General features: G+C 44.1%; 18 protein-coding genes and 4 tRNA genes. 10 read left to right on the top strand and 12 right to left on the bottom strand.

All coding sequences use genetic code 11. From position 1 onward, the window contains the following. Positions 1 to 8: 8 nt before the first annotated feature. The 6 genes from putP to C6H00_RS07005 all read right to left on the bottom strand — a co-directional run bounded on the left by putP (position 9) and on the right by C6H00_RS07005 (position 5,505). Positions 9 to 1,484, bottom strand: coding sequence for a sodium/proline symporter PutP (gene putP / locus C6H00_RS07030; RefSeq protein ID WP_104750280.1), 1,476 nt, complete (start codon positions 1,482 to 1,484; stop codon positions 9 to 11). Next, positions 1,474 to 5,025 (bottom strand): bifunctional proline dehydrogenase/L-glutamate gamma-semialdehyde dehydrogenase, encoded by a 3,552-nt coding sequence (locus C6H00_RS07025; RefSeq protein ID WP_104750279.1) that lies wholly within the window; start codon positions 5,023 to 5,025, stop codon positions 1,474 to 1,476. Before C6H00_RS07025 ends, putP begins: the two co-directional genes overlap by 11 nt. Positions 5,026 to 5,138: 113 nt before the next feature. Continuing rightward, positions 5,139 to 5,215, bottom strand: a tRNA-Arg gene (locus C6H00_RS07020). 1 nt (position 5,216) lies between these two features. Continuing rightward, positions 5,217 to 5,293, bottom strand: a tRNA-Arg gene (locus C6H00_RS07015). A gap of 35 nt (positions 5,294 to 5,328) precedes the next feature. Beyond that, positions 5,329 to 5,405: transfer RNA gene (locus tag C6H00_RS07010), tRNA-His, on the bottom strand. Between the two features lie 23 nt (positions 5,406 to 5,428). Next, positions 5,429 to 5,505, bottom strand: a tRNA-Pro gene (locus C6H00_RS07005). A 185-nt stretch (positions 5,506 to 5,690) separates the two neighbouring features. On the opposite strand from C6H00_RS07005, the gene C6H00_RS07000 reads away from it, so the two are divergent. The 10 genes from C6H00_RS07000 (at position 5,691) to C6H00_RS06955 (ending at position 15,900) form a co-directional block, all read left to right on the top strand. After that, a complete protein-coding gene (locus C6H00_RS07000) occupies positions 5,691 to 6,308 on the top strand; it encodes an XRE family transcriptional regulator (RefSeq protein WP_104750278.1) in 618 nt (205 codons plus the stop codon). An 81-nt stretch (positions 6,309 to 6,389) separates the two neighbouring features. Further along, entirely contained in the window at positions 6,390 to 6,764 is a 375-nt protein-coding gene (locus tag C6H00_RS06995; protein ID WP_013469703.1) for a chemotaxis response regulator CheY, read from the top strand. A 15-nt stretch (positions 6,765 to 6,779) separates the two neighbouring features. After that, positions 6,780 to 7,694 (top strand): 50S ribosomal protein L11 methyltransferase, encoded by a 915-nt coding sequence (gene prmA, locus C6H00_RS06990; RefSeq protein WP_104750277.1) that lies wholly within the window; start codon positions 6,780 to 6,782, stop codon positions 7,692 to 7,694. Positions 7,695 to 7,703: 9 nt separating this feature from the next. Beyond that, complete coding sequence (gene ftsH, locus C6H00_RS06985) at positions 7,704 to 9,620, top strand: ATP-dependent zinc metalloprotease FtsH (protein ID WP_104750276.1); 1,917 nt, start codon at positions 7,704 to 7,706, stop codon at positions 9,618 to 9,620. Beyond that, on the top strand, positions 9,620 to 10,324 hold the full coding sequence (gene pssA / locus C6H00_RS06980) for a CDP-diacylglycerol--serine O-phosphatidyltransferase (protein ID WP_104750275.1): 705 nt from the start codon (positions 9,620 to 9,622) through the stop codon (positions 10,322 to 10,324). Before ftsH ends, pssA begins: the two co-directional genes overlap by 1 nt. Beyond that, complete coding sequence (gene copA, locus C6H00_RS06975) at positions 10,321 to 12,519, top strand: copper-translocating P-type ATPase CopA (protein WP_104750274.1); 2,199 nt, start codon at positions 10,321 to 10,323, stop codon at positions 12,517 to 12,519. The genes pssA and copA overlap by 4 nt, the downstream gene beginning before the upstream one ends. After that, on the top strand, positions 12,497 to 12,697 hold the full coding sequence (gene copP / locus C6H00_RS06970) for a copper-binding metallochaperone CopP (RefSeq protein WP_158655755.1): 201 nt from the start codon (positions 12,497 to 12,499) through the stop codon (positions 12,695 to 12,697). Before copA ends, copP begins: the two co-directional genes overlap by 23 nt. A gap of 3 nt (positions 12,698 to 12,700) precedes the next feature. Next, positions 12,701 to 14,356, top strand: a complete 1,656-nt coding sequence (locus tag C6H00_RS06965; RefSeq protein WP_104750272.1) for an ABC transporter ATP-binding protein — start codon at positions 12,701 to 12,703, stop codon at positions 14,354 to 14,356. Further along, a complete protein-coding gene (locus C6H00_RS06960) occupies positions 14,349 to 15,002 on the top strand; it encodes a hypothetical protein (RefSeq protein WP_104750271.1) in 654 nt (217 codons plus the stop codon). The genes C6H00_RS06965 and C6H00_RS06960 overlap by 8 nt, the downstream gene beginning before the upstream one ends. Continuing rightward, the gene (locus C6H00_RS06955; RefSeq protein ID WP_104750270.1) at positions 14,992 to 15,900 is read left to right on the top strand and encodes a PDC sensor domain-containing protein; all 909 of its coding nucleotides are present in this window, start codon (positions 14,992 to 14,994) and stop codon (positions 15,898 to 15,900) included. Before C6H00_RS06960 ends, C6H00_RS06955 begins: the two co-directional genes overlap by 11 nt. Positions 15,901 to 15,932: 32 nt before the next feature. Here the strand turns inward: C6H00_RS06955 and C6H00_RS06950 are convergent, their stop codons facing one another. The 6 genes from C6H00_RS06950 to C6H00_RS06925 all read right to left on the bottom strand — a co-directional run bounded on the left by C6H00_RS06950 (position 15,933) and on the right by C6H00_RS06925 (position 21,680). Further along, positions 15,933 to 17,387, bottom strand: coding sequence for a DASS family sodium-coupled anion symporter (locus C6H00_RS06950; protein ID WP_104750269.1), 1,455 nt, complete (start codon positions 17,385 to 17,387; stop codon positions 15,933 to 15,935). Positions 17,388 to 17,448: 61 nt separating this feature from the next. After that, positions 17,449 to 18,192, bottom strand: a complete 744-nt coding sequence (locus C6H00_RS06945) for a glycosyltransferase family 2 protein (RefSeq protein WP_104750268.1) — start codon at positions 18,190 to 18,192, stop codon at positions 17,449 to 17,451. Next, positions 18,189 to 19,214: a glycosyltransferase family 4 protein gene (locus C6H00_RS06940; RefSeq protein WP_104750267.1), complete on the bottom strand. Its 1,026-nt coding sequence runs from the start codon at positions 19,212 to 19,214 to the stop codon at positions 18,189 to 18,191. The genes C6H00_RS06945 and C6H00_RS06940 overlap by 4 nt, the downstream gene beginning before the upstream one ends. Further along, positions 19,208 to 20,434 carry a glycosyltransferase gene (locus C6H00_RS06935; protein ID WP_104750266.1) on the bottom strand — a complete coding sequence of 409 codons (1,227 nt, stop codon included), beginning with the start codon at positions 20,432 to 20,434 and terminating at the stop codon, positions 19,208 to 19,210. The genes C6H00_RS06940 and C6H00_RS06935 overlap by 7 nt, the downstream gene beginning before the upstream one ends. Next, positions 20,431 to 21,195, bottom strand: coding sequence for a polysaccharide deacetylase family protein (locus C6H00_RS06930; RefSeq protein ID WP_104750265.1), 765 nt, complete (start codon positions 21,193 to 21,195; stop codon positions 20,431 to 20,433). The genes C6H00_RS06935 and C6H00_RS06930 overlap by 4 nt, the downstream gene beginning before the upstream one ends. Beyond that, on the bottom strand, positions 21,192 to 21,680 hold the full coding sequence (locus C6H00_RS06925) for a KdsC family phosphatase (RefSeq protein WP_104750264.1): 489 nt from the start codon (positions 21,678 to 21,680) through the stop codon (positions 21,192 to 21,194). The genes C6H00_RS06930 and C6H00_RS06925 overlap by 4 nt, the downstream gene beginning before the upstream one ends. Positions 21,681 to 21,736 lie beyond the last annotated feature (56 nt).

Here is a 21,736-nt window from a genome sequence, read left to right as displayed (position 1 = left end):
AAATTAATTTAAGTTTTTCTGATCTCTTGAATCACTCGATCAAAGGCCTCTTTTGTGCCCGGGCGCACAGAACTTAACAGGCTAAAAACTACAATGGCAATCGAACTAACGATAAAGCCGGGCACGATCTCATAGATGTCCAAAAATCCCTTGCCGAATTGATCATACAAGATCACGGTGCTAGCCCCAAAGATCATACCCATAATTGCTCCAAGCCTAGTCATGCGCTCCCAAAAAAGAGAAAAGAGAATCACGGTGCCAAAGCTTGCCCCAAAACCTGCCCATGCGTAAGAGACGATTTTAAGCACGCTGGCATTGCGATCGGTGGAGATAAAAAAGGCCACACAGGCAACTGCCAACACAGAAGCTCGACTCACCACCATCACCATTTTCACGGGAGCTTGTTTGTTAAAGACTTTGGAGTAAAAATCCTCAGCAATGGTAGAGGAACTCACTAAAAGTTGCGAGCTAGCTGTGCTCATCACAGCGGCTAAGATCGCGCTTAAGAGCACCCCACTTATCCAAGGATTAAAAAGAGTCGCGCTCATGTGGATGAAAATTTTTTCTGGATCGGCAAGACTAAGATGAAACTTGGCCACATAGGCCACGCCCAATAGTCCAATCAAGCAAGACCCCGCTAAACTAATGGCCATCCACCCAATCCCAATGGCGGTTGCTTGCGGGATTTCCTTGATGGAGCGAATGGACATAAAGCGCACCAAGATATGGGGTTGGCCAAAATAACCCAAGCCCCAAGCCAAGCTAGAGATCACAGCAACAACAGAAGTCCCTTGTAAAAAGGTGAGATTCTCTGGTTTGATTTTGGCAATTTCGGCAAAACCTGTGCTAAATCCGCCTAAATGATAGAGCATCATACAGGGCACAGCGATGAGCGCACCCATCATTAATAACCCTTGAATAAGATCGGTCCAACAAACCGCCTTATAGCCCCCTAAAAAAGTATAGGTAACAATAATAAGAGTGCCCACAATGAGCGCGCGGGTGTACCCTACCCCAAAGGTAGCCTCAAAGAGTTTGGCTCCGCTCACTAGCCCAGAGGAAACATAAAAGGTAAAGAAAATTAAAATCACAATGGCAGAAATGAAGCGCAAAATATGCTTATCATCGCTAAAACGGGTTTCAAAATAATCAGGAATAGTGATGGAATTGGCGATCACGCTAGTATAAACGCGTAATCTCTTAGCCACTAAAGACCAATTAATAAATGCTCCGATGGTAAGCCCTATGGCAATATGGCTATTGACCAATCCGCCTACATATAATGCCCCGGGTAAGCCCATCAAAAGCCAACCGCTCATATCGCTCGCCCCCGCACTCAGAGCACTGATCACAGGACCCATAGAGCGATCGCCTAGAAAATAATCCTCTGTAGTCTCATTTTTGCGATAAAAATAAAACCCAATGTAGAGCATTAAAGCTGAATAGAGCACAAAAACAATCAAAATTTGATAGCTAATGTGCATGCGTGTCCTTTGCTTGCAAACCCCGTGCGCCCAAGTTTCCGTAACGATGGTAAGAAATACTTATAGATTTTTCTAAATGGTAATTGAGTAATTCAAAACGCCCACATCGCAAAGGTTTGGCATTGGCAAGTACCATCCCTAAAGCACTACTAGCTTCATAAAGAGCGTCTGGGCCGGAAGCAAAATAACGCACCCGTGCAAAATCCCCCACTTTAGCCACAAAAGCATCTAAATCTTCATAAAGAATTGTGGGCTTAAAGAGGTGTTGCATACCCTCTATACATGCTAGGAATAATTTAAAATGAGGATTGCTAGGAGGGTTATCCACGCTGATTGTTAGAGGAATGGCACAGATAGCTGTGGCTAAAAGCACGCTAAAGAGCTCTAATAAGCCATCTTGGGGTGTGATGCGGTAAGCAACATTGGCAACCTTAGTGTAGCCAAACCAGTTTTCCTCCCCTCTAATTTTGATAAATTCATGCAGAGTATTAAAATGGTTTGCATGATGAGCATAGTCGTGAGCAAGATTGAGGATAATCTGTGCACTTTCTTGAGAATCTAGGCAGGCTTCTAGGGCTTGGATAAAGGGGAGATGCGCCCCTTGCATAGGAGCTGGGGGCGTGTTTTCTTCAATTTGAACAAATTGTAAGGCGTAGTTGTAACTGCCCACTTTACGCCCCAAACCCACTGCAGATTTTTTAATCCCTCCAAAGGGCTGGCGCAAGACGATCGCCCCTGTGGTGGGTTTATTAATATAGGCATTGCCTACTTGAATATTTTCTTGAAAATATGCCCATTCGCGCTCATCTAAAGATTCTAAGCCTCCGGTTAAGCCATAACCTGTGCCATTAGCTAAAGTTACCGCCTCTTTTAAATCCTTGGCTTTCATCACAGAGAGTAGAGGGACAAATAGTTCAGTGCTATAGGTATAATCCCCCGGGCGTGTGCCATACTTGATACAAGGTTTCATTAAATGGGGCTTATCTTGAATAATCTCTGGTTTGAGTACCCACTCTTCATGGGGCTCTAAATTATGCAACGCCTTTTGCACTTTGGGGCTGGGCGGAGAGGCTAGGGTGCCAATCTTGTTGTGCAATTCTAAAGGATCGCCCACACTCATAGACTTGGTTGCATCTACAAGCATTTTTTTAAAATTCTGATCCTCATAAACCTCTTCTTCTAAGATGAGCAAAGAGGTTGCCGAACACTTTTGTCCAGAGTTGCTAAAAGCAGAGTGGACAATATTTTTAACCGCCTGCTCTCTATCGGCCATTTTGGTTACAATGGTGGCGTTCTTGCCCCCCGTTTCTGCGCTTAAGTGCAAAGTGGGATTGGCCTTGAGCATCTCATAGGCTGTGTCCTCAGAGCCTGTCAAGATGGCAAAGCGCACGGCCGAATCATTCAAGAGATGTGCGCTCAAATCCGCCCCCCTGCAGGGCAAATACATGAGTGCGTCTCTGGGTATCCCTGCATCCCAAAAGCATTCACATAGGCGATAACCCACTACCATACTCAAACTAGAGGGTTTGTAAATCACACAATTACCCCCAGCTAACGCGCTAGCGATACTGCCCACAGAAATTCCCACCGGGAAATTCCAAGGAGCGACTACAACGCCTACTCCTTTGGGTTTGAAACTCACATGGGGATATTCTTTCAAAAGAGTTTGCAAACTATGAGGGTAAAATTCTAAAAAGTCGATCGCCTCACTCACCTCAGCATCGCTCTCGGCAAAGGTTTTCCCCACTTCTAGGGCACACAGACCAATGAGTTCCCCACGCCTTTCTCTAAATTTTTGGGCTACTTGACTTAAAAGGCTGTGAATTTCATGGAGACTCAAGTTGGCAAAAGTGCTCTTTTGAGCCAAAGTGAGGGCCTCTTGCATAGTGTTGGTGTCGGCTAAAAACACAGAAGCGATTTTTTTGTACATGATTTTATCTAAAACATCGCAATGTTTGAGCTCTTGAGTAGGCCATGTTTTGCCCACAACGGGGGCAAGCTCAACGGGGGGGGCGTTGCGCGTTCTATCTACAATTTTTTGTGCCCATTGGCGGTTGGCTTTTAGGGTAAAATCTGTGTCGCTTTCATTGAAAAAAGGACGACCAGCTGGATAAGTGCTAAGACCCGGAGGAATGGTATTACGATCTTGTGTACGGCGAGGGCGATTGTCTAGGTTCTCCATACCCTTTAAACTTTTCACAAAACGATCTTCTTGATCTTTCCATGCTTGCGATCCCACCTGCAAATTAAAAAAGGCTTTCATAAAATTGTCCGGGGCGGTGTTTTCATCTAGGCGGCGCACCAAATAAGCGATCGCGTTATTAAAATGAGCGGTGTCACACACGGGCGCATAAAGAATAAGTTTGTGCATCTCTTTGAGCTCACGGCTTGCTTGAAAACTCATCCCCTCTAACATCTCAAAACTAAAATGCTCCAAAGCAATAGGATCGTTGAGTGCGTGGATACGAGTGTAGGCATAGGCGATTTCAAAAATATTGTGCGAGGCAATTCCAATGTGAATATATTTGTAATTTTCATCGCTTAGGACATACTCTAACATTTTGTTATAATTAGAGTCGGTGTCTTGTTTGCTAGAAAATGTGGGCAATTCCCAACCCTTGATAGAAGAGATAGTCTCTTCATTCTCCATATTTGCCCCCTTCACAAAACGGATTTTAATAGGAGGCAAGTCGTTAAGCACTCTTTCTTTAGAAAAAGCGACTAAGGTTTGAAGATAATGATAGGAATCTGGGATATAGGCCTGCAACACAATTCCCGCGCTAATAGGGAATTTAGCAATGGATTCCATAAAGGCGACAATCGTGAGTTCTAAGTCTTTATATTCCTCCATGTCCAAATTGATAAATTTTTCTACTCCATGTTGTTCTTTTTGCTCTAGGGCTAGGGCATAGAGGGCATCTAAGCGTTTGACAACTTCTGCTTTAGAGTGGGCAAAATCAATGTGATAAATTTGGGAAAAAATGGTCGTGATCTTGATGGAAATATACTTGATATAACTAGATTTGATCGCTTCTTGGTATTTGTGCATGCGATAGGCTGCTTCTGATTCGCCAAGTACTTCTTCTCCGATAAGGTTAATATTAAGAGTGATATTTTCGCCTTCTCGTTGTTCAATAACGGCCTTAAGAGCATCAGCACTTTCGTCTAAAACCATCGCTTTGGTGTTATTACGGATTTTGTCTACAAAAAAAGGTACGCTCATAGAGGGAGCAAATTTACCTACATGCAAAAAACCCATTAGTAGAAACTTTTCAAGGCTACTAAAGAAATCCGCAATGCCGTATTTCTTTAAGGTATGTTCAATAAGATGAAAGCGGGTGTGATTATTTTGACACCGAAAAGATCGATCCAAAAGCTCAATTAGCATGACCTTATTGGCCGGGTTATCTAAGAGTTTTTGCATTTTATTGTGAAAACTTTTTTCTTCGTGGCTGAGATGATCGCTGATTTTTGTTTGAAGGGTCGCAGCAAGGTTAAGCGCAGATTTGACAAGATCAGCAGGAGGTGTTTGAATCGGCATATTGACTCCAAAAAAGGTTATGGAAAGTGAACTTTTGGAGTATAAAATACTTAGGTTAATAAGGCCTTCTAGAGCGCACTAAAAGGATGTGTTGAAGTGTGAATTGGTAACGATGGTGCGCCTGGCAGGACTCGAACCTGCGACCTACGGCTTAGAAGGCCGTTGCTCTATCCAGCTGAGCTACAAGCGCATGGTACGCTTGAAGGGAGTCGAACCCCTAACCCCCAGATCCGAAGTCTGGTGCTCTATCCAATTGAGCTACAAGCGCAAAAAAATCTTTAATGAGGAGTGTGTATATGCGTATGGGGTGGATGATGGGGCTTGAACCCACGACCCCCAGGACCACAATCTGGTGCTCTAACCAACTGAGCTACACCCACCATAAAACTAACGCCACACCGAATGGTCGGGGCGAAAGGATTCGAACCTTCGACCCCTTGGTCCCAAACCAAGTGCGCTACCAGGCTGCGCCACGCCCCGCTTGTATAACAAACTTTGATTATAACCTAAAACTTTATAATTTGTCAAGATATTCTCAACATTTTTGCTGAGTGAAAAATAAACAAGATTGCGTATAATATAGGCACAGATACGACTATTTTAACCATATCTTAACGATCCTATTGTATAGGCCAAAAACACAAGTAATTTTGAAAGGAGTTTCTATGTTAAAAGAAAAACTAAAGCAACTTAGAAATGCCAACAATTTGACACAAGAAGAATTAGCACTCAAATGTGGCGTAAGCTTGCAGAGTATCAAGCGCTATGAAAGTGAACAAAAGAGCAATATTACCTTAGACACCTTAGAAAAGCTCGCTAACGCGCTCAATACAGATTTGCACTTTTTCACTTCCACACACCGCAAGGTTGAGGATGTGGTGATGGTGCCCTACATCAAAGATGCGAAAACACATGAGGCGCATGACAAAATTTCTGACGAAAATAACATGACCTTTCTTCCTCAAAGCAAATCATTCCTAAAGAGGCACTTTGGTATCGCCTCTACAGAGCATTTGGGTCTTTTACAAGCTATGGGTAATTCTATGGAGCCCCTCATCAAGGAGGGAGATCTCTTGCTTTTTCAAAATGATGGGAGTTGTTACGAGGGAGCGGTGTATGTTATAGACTTGGGAGGAGAATATTATGTCAAACGCATCAGCAAACGCCCAGAAGTTTCTCTAATTAGTGATAATCCCGCCTACAAACCCATTGTTTTACAGAGCTTGGAGGAAATTATCATTTTAGGGCGTGTAGTGGGGGTTTTGCACACCTTTAGTCTTTAAGAGGGGGATCACTTTTAAAGATAGCCGTTAGTTAAATATGCTAACATGGGCTAATGTAACTAAGCCGACCAAGGAGCGAGATTGAAAATTTTAGTTGTGGATGATAGCTCTACTATGAGAAGGATCATTAAAAACACCTTGCAACGCTTGGGCTACGAGGATATTATGGAAGCCGAGCACGGGGTAGAAGCTTGGGGGAAGCTGGATGCTAATGACACCACAGGGGTACTCATCACAGATTGGAATATGCCCGAGATGAATGGCCTAGACTTGGTGAAGAAAGTGCGCTCTGACGGGCGTTTTAAAGACCTGCCAATCATTATGATCACTACAGAAGGGGGAAAAGCAGAAGTGATTACAGCCTTAAAAGCGGGTGTGAATAACTACATCGTCAAGCCCTTTACTCCCCAGGTGCTTAAAGAAAAGCTGGAGGTTGTGTTGGGGACTAATGATTGATAACATGGGGTGCGCTTGAAAGATATTTATTTCAAAACCATTGTTGTCCCTACAAAGTATCCCGATCTTTTTGCTGATTTTTTACTCTCCACTACCCAAGAGGCAATCGAAGAGGTTTTATTTAACACCCTTAAAAATATGGATTTTGATTACTTTGGTAACTCTAGCGATGTGATACCCGAGCAAGCCTTTATTATCTATTCTAGTAAAGAGCCTGCACCCTTACTTCAAGATTTGCGTCTGTTTTGTGAAACGCTCACCCAAAGAACTCAACAAAACGATATAGGGGTTTATCACCATACTAGCGTCCATGATCTTTTGGATTGGATCAAGACTTATCAAGAAAATACCACCCCCATCACTTGTGGTAAATTTCATATTGTGCCCAGTTGGGTGTCCTCCTTAGGTGATGAAAATACTATTATCCTCGATCCCGCTTTGGCGTTTGGCACGGGGAGGCATGAAAGTAGCGCGATGATACTAGAAATGCTGTCGCGTCTTTCTTGTTTAAAAGGTAGACTAGCCCTAGACATTGGTTGTGGGAGTGGAATCTTGAGTTTGGCATTAGCCAAACTGGGGGCAAGAATCCATGCATGCGATACGGACACACTAGCCATTACAGAGAGCACAAAGAATTTTGCTAAAAATGGATTGGCCCTAGATCGCATTTGGCATGGCTCTGTAGAGCAAATCCCCAAGAATACTTTTTATGATTTTATTACTATTAATATTATCCCCGAGGTGATTGCAGAGCTCTATCCGGCAGTGTTAGAGGCGAGTGCTGAGGGGACAATGGTATTTTTATCTGGCATTTTGGAATCTAAAAAAGACGCAATTTTGGACATCTATAACAAAGGCTTTAGGATATTGGAATGCCTAAATCAGAATGAGTGGGTGTGTCTACGCTTAGAGCGTGCGAAACAAACATAAGGAAATTTTATGGAAAATAATCACAAGGGTCCAAACGACCCCAATTCTAAAAAGCCTCTTTTACAAAATCCTCTGTTTTTGCTCGCTATTTTTGCCATCGTCATTTTTGTCGCGATGCGGGTAATGAACTCAGATGAAGGTCTTGGAGATCGCTTTTTATCCACTAGTACTAAAAATGTCAGTTATCACGAGATGAAGGAACTCATTGAGAAAAAAGAGGTCGATAGTGTCAGTATCGGTCAAACTCTCATTAAGGCTACTAGCAAGGAGGGCAATAACAAGACCATCTATGTAGCCAAACGCGTGCCCGATCTCTCCTTAGTGCCTCTCTTGGACGCGCAAAAAATTAATTATTCTGGTTTTAGTGAGTCTAATTTTTTTACCGACATTTTGGGCTGGCTTTTGCCCGTGTTGGTGATCTTGGGGCTATGGATGTTTATGGCCAGTCGCATGCAAAAGAACATGGGGGGAGGGATTTTTGGGATGGGTAGTTCTAAAAAACTCATCAATGCTGAAAAGCCAAAAGTACGCTTTAATGATATGGCCGGCAATGAGGAGGCAAAAGAGGAGGTCGTAGAGATAGTAGACTTCCTCAAATACCCCGATCGCTACGCCTCTTTAGGGGCTAAAATTCCTAAGGGAGTGCTTTTAGTAGGACCTCCCGGGACGGGTAAAACCTTGCTGGCCAAAGCAGTGGCCGGAGAGGCTAGCGTGCCTTTCTTCTCTATGGGGGGCAGTAGTTTTATTGAAATGTTTGTAGGCTTAGGGGCCAGTCGTGTGCGCGATCTCTTTGACATTGCTAAAAAAGAAGCCCCTAGTATTATCTTTATTGATGAGATTGACGCGATTGGGAAAAGTCGCGCAGCCGGGGGCATGATTAGTGGCAATGACGAGAGAGAGCAAACCCTAAACCAACTCTTGGCTGAAATGGATGGCTTTGGCTCAGAAAACGCGCCTGTGATCGTGTTAGCTGCCACTAACCGCCCTGAAATTTTAGACCCCGCGCTCTTGCGCCCCGGGCGTTTTGATCGCCAAGTTTTGGTGGATAAACCCGATTTTAATGGGCGTGTGGAGATTTTAAAGGTGCATATTAAGCCAGTAAAACTAGCTAATGATGTGGACTTGCAAGAAATTGCCAAGCTTACCGCCGGGCTAGCTGGGGCGGATTTGGCCAATATCATTAATGAAGCCGCTTTGCTGGCCGGGCGCAATAACCAAAAAGAGGTCAAACAACAACACTTAAAAGAAGCGGTCGAACGGGGCATTGCGGGCTTAGAGAAAAAAAGTCGACGCATTTCTCCCAAAGAGAAAAAGATTGTCGCCTACCATGAGAGCGGACATGCAGTCATTTCTGAGATGACAAAGGGTTCAGCGCGAGTCAATAAAGTGTCTATTATTCCAAGAGGGATGGCAGCACTAGGCTATACGCTCAACACCCCCGAAGAAAATAAATACCTTATGCAAAAGCACGAGCTCATCGCTGAAATTGATGTACTTTTAGGCGGGCGCGCGGCTGAAGATGTCTTTTTAAAAGAAATCTCCACCGGGGCAAGCAATGATTTAGAGCGCGCCACGGACATTATTAAGGGCATGGTGAGTTACTATGGCATGAGTGATGTGAGTGGATTGATGGTGCTTGAAAAACAGCGCAATTCGTTTTTGGGTGGGGGACTAGGAGGTGGTAGGGAGTTTAGCGAAAAAATGGCCGAAGAGATGGACAATTTCATTAAAAACCTCTTGGAAGAACGCTATAGTCATGTCAAGCAGACTTTAAGTGATTACAAGGAAGCGATTGAAATGATGGTTGATGAACTCTTTGAAAAAGAGGTTATCACGGGAGAGCGGGTGCGCGAGATCATTAGCGAATACGAATCGACGCACAATTTACAAACGCGCCTTGTACCTCTAGAAGAACACGCCAGTTAGTGAAACCTCTATACCTTTTCCCCAACCTCTTTACTGCTGGCAGTATTTTTCTGGGCATGATGAGCATGCTTTATGCTTCTCAAGGGGATTTTGTGATGGCGTGTTGGTTGGTAGTGGGGAGCTTGGTTTTAGATGGTTTAGATGGGCGCATTGCACGCCTAACTAACACCACAAGCAAATTTGGCTTAGAGTTTGACTCGCTGGCTGATGTGGTGGCCTTTGGGGTTGCGCCTAGCTTAGTGGCTTACTTCTATGCTGGGCATTTTTATGGGCGTTGGGGCATGGCGGCCTGCGCGCTTTTTGTGATCTTTGGGGCGATTCGTTTGGCACGCTTTAATGTTACCACACAAACCACCGACCCCTATTCTTTCATTGGGATTCCTATTCCTAGCGCAGCTGTGCTAGTAGTATTAGGAATTCTCATTGATACCAAGTATGGCATCTTAAAAGAGGGTTGGGGGAAATTTTTTTTAATTTATATCGTGTTTTTAGGCGTGATGATGGTGAGCAATGTCCGCTACCCCAATTTTAAAAAGGTGCGTTGGAATTTAAAACTCTTTGTCTTGCTTGTCTTTTTCTTGCTTCTGCTCTTTGTGCGCCCACTAGAAGTTTTAGGCACTTTTATGTTTTGCTATCTCTTTTATGGAATTATTCGCTGGCTTTTTTTAATGACCAAAATTGTCTTTAAGCGTAATCCAAAATGACTAAAACACAATTTTATATAGAGGGTATGACTTGTAGTGCTTGCTCTAGTGGTATTGAACGCGCTTTGGGGCGTAAAAAATTTGTCCAAGAGGTGGGAGTAGACCTAATTAGCAAAAAAGCCTTTGTTGTTTATGATGAAAATCAAGCTAGTCTAGAGGATGTTTTTAAACAGATTGAAAAACTAGGCTATCAGCCTCGCATAGCCACAAATACGCCAAACGCGTTTTTAAACCCCTCTTTTTTAACTCCCAATGTTAAATTGGTTTTAACTTTGTTGGGCACTCTAGGTGTGTTGGCTCTTTCTATGTTTGCTCCTCTATTGCCCCTACCCTCCTTTTTAAAAAATCCCTTTATTAATGGCATTGTACAACTTTTGTTGAGTCTAATGGTCATGCATATGGGGCGAAATTTCTATGTGCACGGCTTCAAGGCATTATGGGCGCGCCAACCCAATATGGACAGCCTCATTGCCTTAGGCACAAGCGCGGCTTTGCTGTATAGCCTTGTATTGCTTTTTAGGGCCTATACACATGCGCCTATAGAGGGGTATTATTTTGAGAGTGTATGTGTGATCTTGCTCTTTGTGATGGCGGGCAAACGCGTGGAGGAAAATTCTAAAGACAAAGCCCTAGAGGCTATGCAAAGCTTGATGCGCCACCAAAGCCCCAACGCGCTTAAAATAGAAAATGGGCAGAGTGTAGAAGTGCCCCTTGAGAGTTTGCAAAAGGGAGATATTTTACAGATTTTGCCCGGAAGCTACATCCCTGTAGATGGCGTGCTTTTTAAAGGGGAGGCTGAAGTGGATGAATCTATGCTCAGTGGAGAGAGTCTGCCCGTGTATAAAAAAGAGGGAATGGATTTATTTGCGGGCACTCTTAACACCACGACCACCTTTCAGATGCGCGCCACACACACCAAAGCTCAAAGCACTTTAGCCAAAATTTTAACCCTCATTGCCAAAGCTCAGGGTTCTAAAGCTCCCATCGCACGCTTGGCTGATAAAGTCGCTGGGGTTTTTGTGCCCATAGTCATAGGTATTGCTAGTGTGGCTTTTTTGGTGTGGTTAGCTTTGGGAGATTTTGCACGCGCCTTAGAAGTGTTTATCGCCGTGTTGGTGATTTCTTGCCCCTGTGCTTTAGGGCTAGCTACCCCGATGGCTTTGCTAGTTGCTCAAAAAGAGGCGAGTTTATTAGGATTGTTTTTTAAAGACGCGGTGAGTTTAGAAAAGGCTAAAAATGTCAATCATATTATCTTTGATAAAACCGGTACTCTCACTTTAGGCACGCCTCTTGTGCAAGAGGTGCGCGTCGTAGAAGGGGTAGATAAATTAGAATTATTGAGTTTGTGCGCAAGCTTGGAGGCACAAAGCGAGCATGTTATTGCTAAGGGCATTGTAGCCTATGCTAAAGAACAGGGAATCGCTTTGCAAGAAGTCCAAGAAGTGCAGGCTAAACCCGGCTTTGGGATTAAGGGGGTGGTTGGTGATCAAATTATCAAAGCGGGGAATTTGGAGTTTTTTAATCTATCAAATCCTTTTGGGGCTTTGGAGGGTATTCAGGTTTTTGTTGGCACACCAACACAGATTTTAGGTGTAGTGGTGTTAGCAGATAGTCTCAAAGCGGGGAGCAAAGAGGCTATCTCTGAACTCAAGGCTTCAGGAGTTAAAACCACTCTTTTAAGCGGCGATAATCTAGAAAATGTGCGCGCTCTTGCTACACAGCTAGGTATTCAAGACTACCACGCACAGGCTAAACCGGAGGACAAATTAAAGGTCATTCAAGAGCTTAAGGCGCAGGGGAAGGTGGTGATGATGGTCGGAGATGGAGTTAATGACGCGCCTAGCTTGGCTTTAAGTGATGTGGGGGTGGTGATGGCTAAGGGGAGCGATGCGAGCTTAGAGGTGGCTGATGTGGTGAGTTTTAATAATGACATCCAATCGGTGGTGAGTGCGATGAAACTTAGCGCGCTCACAATCGCCAATATCAAACAAAACCTCTTTTGGGCATTTTGCTATAATAGCGTGGCAATTCCGCTAGCCTGCGGAGTGGCCTACAAACTAGGCATTATGTTTAATCCTATGTTAGCGAGTTTGGCCATGAGTTTGAGCAGTGTGAGCGTAGTGCTCAATGCCCAAAGGCTTAGAGGAGCACATCTTAAAATTAGAGGATCGCATGAAAATAGACATTCCAGTTAAGGGCATGACCTGCCAGCATTGTGTAGACAAGATTGAAAAGTTTGTCGGAGAGTTGGAAGGGGTGAGTTATATTGAAGTGGATTTAGACAAGCAAAGCGTGCACGTGGAATTTAGCGCACCTGCTAGTGCAGAGGCGATTGAAGAGGCGATTTTAGACGCGGGCTATGAATTAGGCTAAGATTTGAAACTTTTTTTAAAGCGTTTTTACCCCCACCTGCGGGGGCATTATAAGTCTTTTATTGTGGTTTTTTTAGCCTCTATTGTGGTGGCTTTGAGCACGGCTTGGGGGACTTATTTAGTCAAACCAACTTTAGATGACATCTTTATTAAAAAAGATGTGCATATGCTCACCATTTTGCCCTTTTTGGTGATTTTGGCGTATTTTGGTAAGAGTGCGGGCATGTATCTTCAAACTTATTTTACAAATTATATTGGTTTGGACATCATCAAACAATTACGCCACCAAATGCTAGAAACCCTTTTAAAAATGGAAATAGGTTTTTTTAACCGCACTAGAAAAGGGGAGCTTATTGCGCGTATCACTAATGACATTGCTTTAGTGCGCGCTAGTTTGTCCAACTATTTAGCAGAGTCAATTAGAGAGGGATTAACCGTTTTGGGCTTAATAGGTGTGGTGATTTATCAAAGCCCTAAGCTTGCTTTAGTGGGTTTGGTGATCATGCCCTTAGCGGCTTTTCCTTTGAGTAAAATCATCCGCAAGGTCAAAAAACTTTCCAAAGCCAATCAAGAGACCAATGCGAATATGACCGCGCGCTTATCAGAGATTTTTCACAATATTGAGGTGATCAAGACCTCTAATGGAGAAATGCTAGAAACCCAAGCTTTCCGAAAAGAAAATGAAATGTTTTTTAAGCTCGGGCTTAAGAATATTGCTGTGGCTGAAATATCCTCGCCCTTGATGGAGCTTTTGGGCTCGCTGGCTATTGCTTTGGTGATTTATTTAGGTGGGCTGGAGGTAATCAGAGGGCATATTAGCGTGGGGGCGTTTTTTTCTTTCATCACCGCGTTATTTATGCTCTACACGCCCTTTAAGCGATTGGTAAGAATTGCCTCCAATTTTCAAGAAGCGTTTGTAGCAGGGGAGAGAATTTCTGAAATCTTAGGGCGCACTCCAGCTATTAGCGATGGCACACAAACCTTGCAAGAACCTATTCGCGCCATTGAATTTAAAGATGTGAATCTAACTTATGAGCAATCTAATCAATACGCTTTACAAAACATTAACCTACACTTGGCAATAAATCAAATTGTTGCCATACAGGGCAAAAGTGGGAGCGGGAAAAGCTCTTTGATCAATTTGATTTTACGGCTCTATGAGCCTAGTTTTGGAGATATTTTGATTAATGGAATGCCCATTGAATCTTTACAACAAAAGAGCCTGCGCGATCATATCGGTATTGTAACCCAAAGGGTTTTTATTTTTAAAGGCAGTGTTGCAGAAAATGTCGCCTATGGTTTGGACATTCAAGAGGAAAAGGTGCATGCTTGTTTGAAACAAGCACAGGCATTAGAGTTTGTGCAGGCATTAGGTGGAATAGGCGCACCTTTAGAGGAATTTGGGGCAAATTTAAGCGGGGGACAACGCCAAAGAATCGCTATCGCGCGCGCGCTTTATCGCGATGCTAGCGTGCTCATCTTTGATGAAGCCACCTCAGCTCTGGATCGCGTTACAGAGGAGGGAATCAAGCAGACTATCTATAATTTAAGAGAGGGCCGCTTGATTATTCTCATTTCACATAATCAAGCGAATTTAGACATTGCTAGCCATATTTACACCCTAGATTGTGGCGCGTTGCAAGGAAAATCCTTTGCTTAAAGGACTTTATATAGGTTTTTTCACATTGATTTTTTTTGAAGCTTGCACGCATGGAATTTTCACTCCTCCCTCCTTAGATTTAAAATATGAAAGCACAACTCCTAAAGTGCCCCCAAAGGGCTATGTCGCCTTGCAACCTCCTAATCTGACTTTCTTTAAGGATTTTGTGCCTCATTATTACCAAAAGCACTACACAGATGCCCTTCAAAAAGGCGTGGGTCTTCTTTTGGCGCATTTTGGCTATCCTAGTGCCACCGATGCTCCTAGTGCTAGACTTCAGGGTACAATACGACTCGCTTTTGAGAAGACTCCAAAAACCCTAAAAGAAACCCAAGCCTTGCTTAAGGCAACCGATAATAACGGCATTGATCCCGTGCGCGTTTTGCGTCTATTGAGTGCTACTAGCACGCTTAAGTTTGAATGTGCGCAATCCCACACTCCCTTTTGTGGGTTAGAAATCCATGCAAGGGTGCAACAACCCATCTTGCGGGCTAACAGACTAGATAGCGACCCCAATGATCGCCGTAGCGATTTACAAATTTATAATGACGCGCTTGTTCAAGCTCTCAACAAGCTTTATCAAAAAAGCTTGCAGGCCTTAGAAAGCCAATTAAAATCCTCTCCAAAGACTGGCCATGCTCTCTAAAGATGTTACTGAATACGCTAAAGTAAAAAGTGAGCTTTACGCCTATGTTTCTTACCTCTTAACCCAAAACATTAAAAATTACCTCAAAGAACCTACTTTAAAATATATCCAACTTGCTATGGAGCGCATTAAACAAGAAGTGCGCATTAAAGAAGATATTTTTATTTTGGATGTGAATGGAAACCTGATCGATGAAGAAGGCAATGTTAAGGGCAACTTTGCGCAAAACTCTTTAGAAAGAGGGTATTTTTATGAAGCTATTGCTGAACGCCGTTGTATTTTAACCAATCCCTACCCTACAAGAAGCAATCGCGGATTAGTGGTTACAGCTGCCTATCCTATCTATAATGATAAGGAGGAATTGTTTTATGTGGTGTGCATGCACATCCCCATCAAGGTTGCCATCGCTCTAAGCTCTTCTTCTAAGCATTATAAAATCTTTGCTGAAGGTAGTGTGGTGATGTATTTTGGCATCTCTATCACCCTATCTCTTGTTTCTTTGCTCCTCTTTATTAAAAGCCTCTCAAGTCTCTACACCGCTTTCACGCATTTTAGTAGCTTTGATGTTAAAGAGGTTTTCCATCCCATTGTGTTATTAACTCTAGCTTTAGCCACCGTCGACCTTGTCAAGGCTATCTTTGAAGAAGAAGTCTTAGGTAAGAATAGTGGGGATAGCCACCACGCCATCCACCGCACCATGATTCGTTTTTTAGGCTCGATTATCATTGCTTTAGCCATTGAAGCCCTAATGTTAGTCTTTAAATTTAGTATTAGTTCGCCCAATAAGATCATCTACGCTGTGTATTTGACTGCTGGGGTCTCTGCTCTACTTATCAGTCTAGCCATCTATGTCAGATTTGCCTATGGAGCGGCCAACAAATCTAATACTAAGAGTTAAGACAACTAGACACACAGATAGTCCCGCGTCTTTTATAGCCAGCGATGCGCCACTAATTCCACCCAAGGCACGCAGAGCACACAAAGGGCGATCAAATACAGCAAGCCAAAGATAAGCCCTAGCTTCCAAAACTGCGCGCCCGGTATGTAATGGCTACCATACCACACCAAAGAGGGCCCCGTACCATAGGGGGTTAAAATCCCCATCAGTCCTAAGCCTAACATTAAAAAGAGGGCCAATTCTTGCACATTAACCCCGGCCATGCCCGCCCCCATGCTAATAAAGAGGGTTAAAAGCGCGCTCACATGAGCAGTAGTGCTGGCAAAGAAATAATGCAAAAGATAAAAAGCGACCACCAAGATCACCACCATGCTAAGACTAGAAAAGCCCAAATTCACCATAAAACTTTGAGTCAAATCCCCCAAATACTGCAAAAAGCCCACATTCTTAAGCCCGCTAGCCAGCGTGATCAGCCCCCCAAAGAGGAAGAAAATATTATAAGCTGCGCTATTGGAAATAATGTCCTTCCAACTAATGATACGGCTAAGTCCCATCAGCACCATCGCTAAAAGCGCGGTCGTGGTCGCCTGCACCCCAAAAGCCTTGCCCCCAATCCAAAGGGCCAGAGTGAGCAGACTTAAAACACACATCAAAATTTCCTTATGGTGCATTTTGCCCATTTTTTGAAGCTCCTCTTTAGCCCACAAACACGCCTCTTGAGAGCCCTTAAGCGTGGGTTTGCAAAGGTGGTAAGCCAAATAAGGAGTGAGCAAAAAGAGCACTAGCCCAGCGGGTAAAAAGGCCAAAAACCAGCCCAACCAAGAGATTTCAGGCACATTGCTTTTTAGTGCGGTTTCCATCGCGAGCAAGTTAGGCGCTAGGGCGGTGAAAAACATGGAGGAAGTTACACAAGTGATCGCAATCCCCACCCACATCAAATATGCCCCCAATTTTTGGGGCTCTTTGTCCGGATGGCTTCCTACTAAAGGGGGGATATTGGCCACAATGGGGTAAATGATTCCCCCACTGCGCGCAGAGTTGGAGGGGATAAAAGGGGCTAGAACTAGATCGGCTAGAGCGACCGCATAGCCCAAACCTAAAGTGGTTTTACCCAAATGGGAGATGAGCCATAGAGCGATGCGCTTGCCCAATCCGCTTTTTTCATAACCCAAACCTAGCATAAAGGCGATGAAGACCAACCACACGGTTTTATTAGCAAAGCCTTTTAAGCCCCAATCGATGGCTGCACTGGGGCTTACATGCTCAGGACTAGGACCTATGCGCAAGAGCACGCACAACGCCACTCCAATGACAGCCACAAAGGAGGCAGGCACAGGCTCGATGATGAGGCCTAAAACCACGCCGATAAAAACGCTAAAATACAGCCACGCCACTGGGTTTAAACCCTCTGGAACGGGCAAAAAAGAAAGAATTAAGCCCACGCCCACAGGCACAAGGTAATGCCAAAAAGAGAGAATTTGAGACATCTGCATTCCTAGAGGATTTTTAGGTTATTGTAGTCTATTAAATAATTAAAAAGTCTTAATTTTAAGACCTTTTAAACAATCCTTTAATTTTATAGGGGTATTTCAATAACATCGTTCCCCAGTGGGCTTTGATTCCATTTTCCCTACACGCGCGCAAGTTTTCTTTATTGGCAATCCAAAGGCTTTTTAGCCCGCGCGTGCTCAACCCCCCAACCCCCATTTTTACCAGCACTTCAGGGAGATATACCCACTTTACTCCACCCAACACCAGTACTCGCAACAGCCATTCATAATCAGCAGAAATTTTATAATCGATCTTATAGCCCCCAAAGCGATCATAGACACTCTTTTTCACAAATACGCTCGGGTGTGCGGGCACACGCCCATAAAAAAAGAGTTTGGGGTCAAACTCTCCGCTTTGGTAATAACGCACGACTTGGGAGTCTTTGACATAGATCAAATCCCCATAGACCATCTGCGCTGTTGGGTGTTCTTGGAAACTCTTAGCGACCTTGTGCAAGACTTGGGGGTGTGCGAAAATATCATCGCTATGCAAAATGCCAATAACCTCTCCGCGCGCGCGCGCGATGCCTTTATTCAGCGCGTCATAGAGTCCTTGATCAGGTTCACTTGTAAAACTCAAATGCGCGCCATAACGCTTTAAAATCTCCACACTCCCATCACAACTCCCCCCATCTACCACGATGTGTTCTACTTCTTGATAATGCTGTGTTAAAACAGATTGGAGTGCAGATTCTAGGGTTTTAGCTCCATTGAAAACAACGCTAATGATAGAAATTTTCACAAATACGCCTTGATTTGTGCGCTATCTTTAATCTCTAAACTCCGGCTTAAAGCCCCCTCTAGGAGGGTTTGGTAACTAGCAGGGCTTAACTTTTCTAAGCACTCTTTTAACTGCGCTTCATCCTGTGGATCAAAAAGATATCCATTAACTCCCTCTTGCACCAGCACCTGCGCCCCGCAAGCCTTGCTTACAAAGACTGGCAAATTCACAGCTAAAGCCTCCTCTACCACCAAACCCCATGTTTCACTCAAAGAGGGCAAAATCAAAACATCATGTGCGCACAAAAGCGCGCCTAGGCGCGTGTTTTCCACCGCCCCCAAAAAGACCACATTCGAACTTGCCATGTTTTTTAATGATTTCTCTAACTCCCCCGTGCCTACAAGGCTTAAAGATAGGTTAGGCAACTTAGCAAACACGCCAAGTAAAAATTCTAAATTTTTTACAGGTGTCAAGCGGGCGATACAGATAAATTTTTGCATATAGGGGCGATCCCCTCTAATAAGCTTGGGCTTATTAATAATTCCCACCCCGTGCGTGATCTTAAGCGCGCCTTTAAAGTGTAGAGTTTCTAAAAGCTTAGCATGTAGGTTTGAACACACAAACGCCCTAGAGATGCGCTTTAAAAAAAGGCGTTTTAAAAAACCTTTAAACCCACCAGTAGCGCTTTCCATAATGCTTGACTCCACCACTACACCATTACATGATTTGGAGCTTAAAAACGCCCCCACCCAAAACTCTAAGCAATCCCACCCCCCTAGCAACAGCGTTTTATAGGGTCTTTGTCTTAAAATTTTGACCAATTTGGTAGCATTGTTCCACATAGGGCGTTGTTGCAACGCGCCCTCAAAAAGCATACAATAATCAAAACGCGCCTTTTCTAGGGTGTTAAAATCTTTGGAGCGCACCTCTTGGGTGTGGCTTGCCAAAAACACCACGCAAATTTTTAGGGATTTAGTTAATTCGTTATAAAGATTCACCTTGTAAAAGACGGGTAAAGGGGTGATGATGAGGTAGTCTAACATGGTATGATTTTCTCATAGAGCGCGCGATACTGCTTGGCGACCACCGCTTCGCTAAAGCGCTCTAACACCCGCGCGCGCGCATGAGCACAAAGCTTGGGATAGTCAGGAGCATTTAAGACCCATTCTATGCCCGTTTTTAAATCGGTGGTATCAAAGGGGTGGGCTAGATAGCCGTTTTCTTGGTGTTTAACCAAATCTCTTAATCCTGATACAGCGAAGGCTACTACGGGCGTATTGCAGGACAAGCTTTCCATTGCCGTATAACCCAAGGCCTCTTGGCGACTGGGCACAATGAGCACATCTAGGGCGTTATAGAGGGCAACTAGGCTTGCATTATCTTTCAATGTGCCTAAATAATGGACCTTAAAGGGTAAATTAAACATATGCGCGCTTGCACCAAAGACCACTAATTCTATCTGCGTGGACTCTAGTTTTTGCAGAGCCTCTAGCAGAAGATCATAACCCTTAATGGGGTTGCCTATCTCCATCGCCCCAAAGCCTATTAATTTTTTAGAAGTGGGTAGCCCTAAGAGTTGCCGGCAAAAGTTTTTATCTAGGGGCTTGTAAAGTTCTATGTCAATGGGATTAGGGATCACGACATGGGTTTTATCTTTTAAAAGCGCACTTTGAGCAGCACACCTAGAAATCCAAGAACTCACCCCCACAATACACAAATGAGGAATTTTTGCATAAGCCCTTTGCTTCATGCCAAATCCTAAGGTGGCTAAATCGCGCTCAAAAGGGCTATTTAAAATGCAGGAATGTTTGTAGGTATGTTCGTTCTCATCATCGTAGTAGTGATCGCCTCCGCTAAAAGCCCACATGTCATGCAAGCTCCACACTAAGGGCGCGTTAATTTTGGGCAAATCCCTCAAAGGTAACACCCCACGCCCTAGCCAATGCAGATGCACGATGTCTGGCTTTAAAGCGTTGAGCGCACTTACCACCTGGCTAAAGGGTAGCCAACCTAAATTAAAAGTGCCTTTTTTGCGTTTGGGATAAAGCAAGATCGGAGCTTTGTCTAAATAGGGGCGCACATGCGCCCAAAATTTGCCCAGAGTGCTTTTAGGGCATAAGATGCGATCATCTACTACTCCACCCCGTGTATCCTGCACCCACACGAAGCTATCTATCCCCTCCTTTAAAAGCGCGCTATGCAAGCGCAAACACGCGCGCGCCGCGCCTCCAGTGAGCGTAGCGTTGAGGTGAATAACCTTCATAAAGTCGCTACTTGGTATTTACGGATACGCCAAATCTCATGGAGTTTAAAATTCTGTGTAAGCATCACACGGGGCAGGCAGGCTAAAAAATCCTTATGAGTGGGGTAGAGTGTGCCTCTTCTTGTGGTTACCGCGCTTTTAAGTCCTAATTCTTTGACAATCTCAACTTCTCTGTGTCCGGCCGCATTATATCCTCCATAGGGGTAGGCAAAGTGTTCAACCTCAGTCCCTAGATGCTCCTTTAAAAGGGTGTTGCCCGCTGCAATCTCCTCTAGCACTCTCTCTCTCTCTCTGATTTGACTTAGGCGTGGGTGACTCTTGGTATGCCCGCCAATGGTGCACAAAGATTCTTGGGCTAGGGTATGCAGACTTGCCCAATCAAGCATGCCCTCTTTACTAATGCAATCCGTGCAAATATAAGTTGTAAAAGGAGCGTTATGGGCTTTAAAGACGGGCAGAGCGTTGTGCAGAGTGCAGGCATAGCCATCATCAAGGGTAAAATGCGCGATGTTTTTAAAAGGCTTATTGTGAGTGAACAGATGACAAATCTCATCCAAACACACAAAACTATAACCCGCCTTTTTCAAACACTCCAAAAAGTGGTCTAAAAAGGACGCGCTAGGATCAACTCCGCTGGAAACTTGCGGGATAGCATGCAACATAAAAATCACCCCATGCCCTTGATAGCAACGCTTGGCTAGAGAATTGTTAGACAATAAAGTGGCCAAAGAGCGCATACGCGCTTTTAAAGCTTCTTTCATAAGAGAACCTTAGGATGGCATAAAATCCAATCCACCAACGCACGTACTCCCCCCTCCCCGCCCCTTTTATCTGACACAAGAATCCCCGGCAAAGCCTTTAAATGCGCGTGGGCGTTTTGCACGCAGGCTTTTAACCCCACTTGCTCTAAAAGGGGGAGATCATTGACATCATCACCCACATAAGCCACTTGCTCCAAACTAATCCCCTCTTTAGCACAAATTTCACGCGCAGCCTCTAATTTGCCCTGTGGGCTACAGCCTTGATAGAGATAATCTACTTTAAGTTTTTTAGCGCGGTGTTCTACGATGAGCGTAACCTCGCCGGTGAGAATGCCCGTTTTAATGCCCGCACTTTTGAGCAACTCAAAGCCAATCCCATCAGCGACACTGAATTTTTTAAATTGTTGCCCATTTTCTAAATAATACATGCCCCCATCAGTGAGCGTGCCATCACAATCGCATAAAAAGACTTTAATCTGGTGCATGGCATTCCTTTAATATTTGGAAAATAAGGGGTATTCTAGCACAGCAGGAGGTTAAA

Source organism: Helicobacter cynogastricus (genome assembly GCF_900197855.1).
GTDB lineage: Bacteria > Campylobacterota > Campylobacteria > Campylobacterales > Helicobacteraceae > Helicobacter > Helicobacter cynogastricus.
The sequence above is the reverse complement of the archived record's forward strand: the minus strand, read 5'-3'. Positions and strand labels throughout refer to the sequence as shown.

Bases quoted from the DNA above. Each gene is read 5' to 3' on its own strand.
- C6H00_RS06925 (WP_104750264.1), bottom strand. From the start codon at position 21,680: ATGCACCAGATTAAAGTCTTTTTATGCGATTGTGATGGCACGCTCACT.
- C6H00_RS06930 (WP_104750265.1), bottom strand. From the start codon at position 21,195: ATGAAAGAAGCTTTAAAAGCGCGTATGCGCTCTTTGGCCACTTTATTG.
- C6H00_RS07025 (WP_104750279.1), bottom strand. From the start codon at position 5,025: ATGCCGATTCAAACACCTCCTGCTGATCTTGTCAAATCTGCGCTTAAC.
- C6H00_RS06950 (WP_104750269.1), bottom strand. From the start codon at position 17,387: ATGTCTCAAATTCTCTCTTTTTGGCATTACCTTGTGCCTGTGGGCGTG.
- C6H00_RS06935 (WP_104750266.1), bottom strand. From the start codon at position 20,434: ATGAAGGTTATTCACCTCAACGCTACGCTCACTGGAGGCGCGGCGCGC.
- copA (WP_104750274.1), top strand. From the start codon at position 10,321: ATGACTAAAACACAATTTTATATAGAGGGTATGACTTGTAGTGCTTGC.
- C6H00_RS07000 (WP_104750278.1), top strand. From the start codon at position 5,691: ATGTTAAAAGAAAAACTAAAGCAACTTAGAAATGCCAACAATTTGACA.
- C6H00_RS06955 (WP_104750270.1), top strand. From the start codon at position 14,992: ATGCTCTCTAAAGATGTTACTGAATACGCTAAAGTAAAAAGTGAGCTT.
- putP (WP_104750280.1), bottom strand. From the start codon at position 1,484: ATGCACATTAGCTATCAAATTTTGATTGTTTTTGTGCTCTATTCAGCT.
- C6H00_RS06940 (WP_104750267.1), bottom strand. From the start codon at position 19,214: ATGTTAGACTACCTCATCATCACCCCTTTACCCGTCTTTTACAAGGTG.
- ftsH (WP_104750276.1), top strand. From the start codon at position 7,704: ATGGAAAATAATCACAAGGGTCCAAACGACCCCAATTCTAAAAAGCCT.
- copP (WP_158655755.1), top strand. From the start codon at position 12,497: ATGAAAATAGACATTCCAGTTAAGGGCATGACCTGCCAGCATTGTGTA.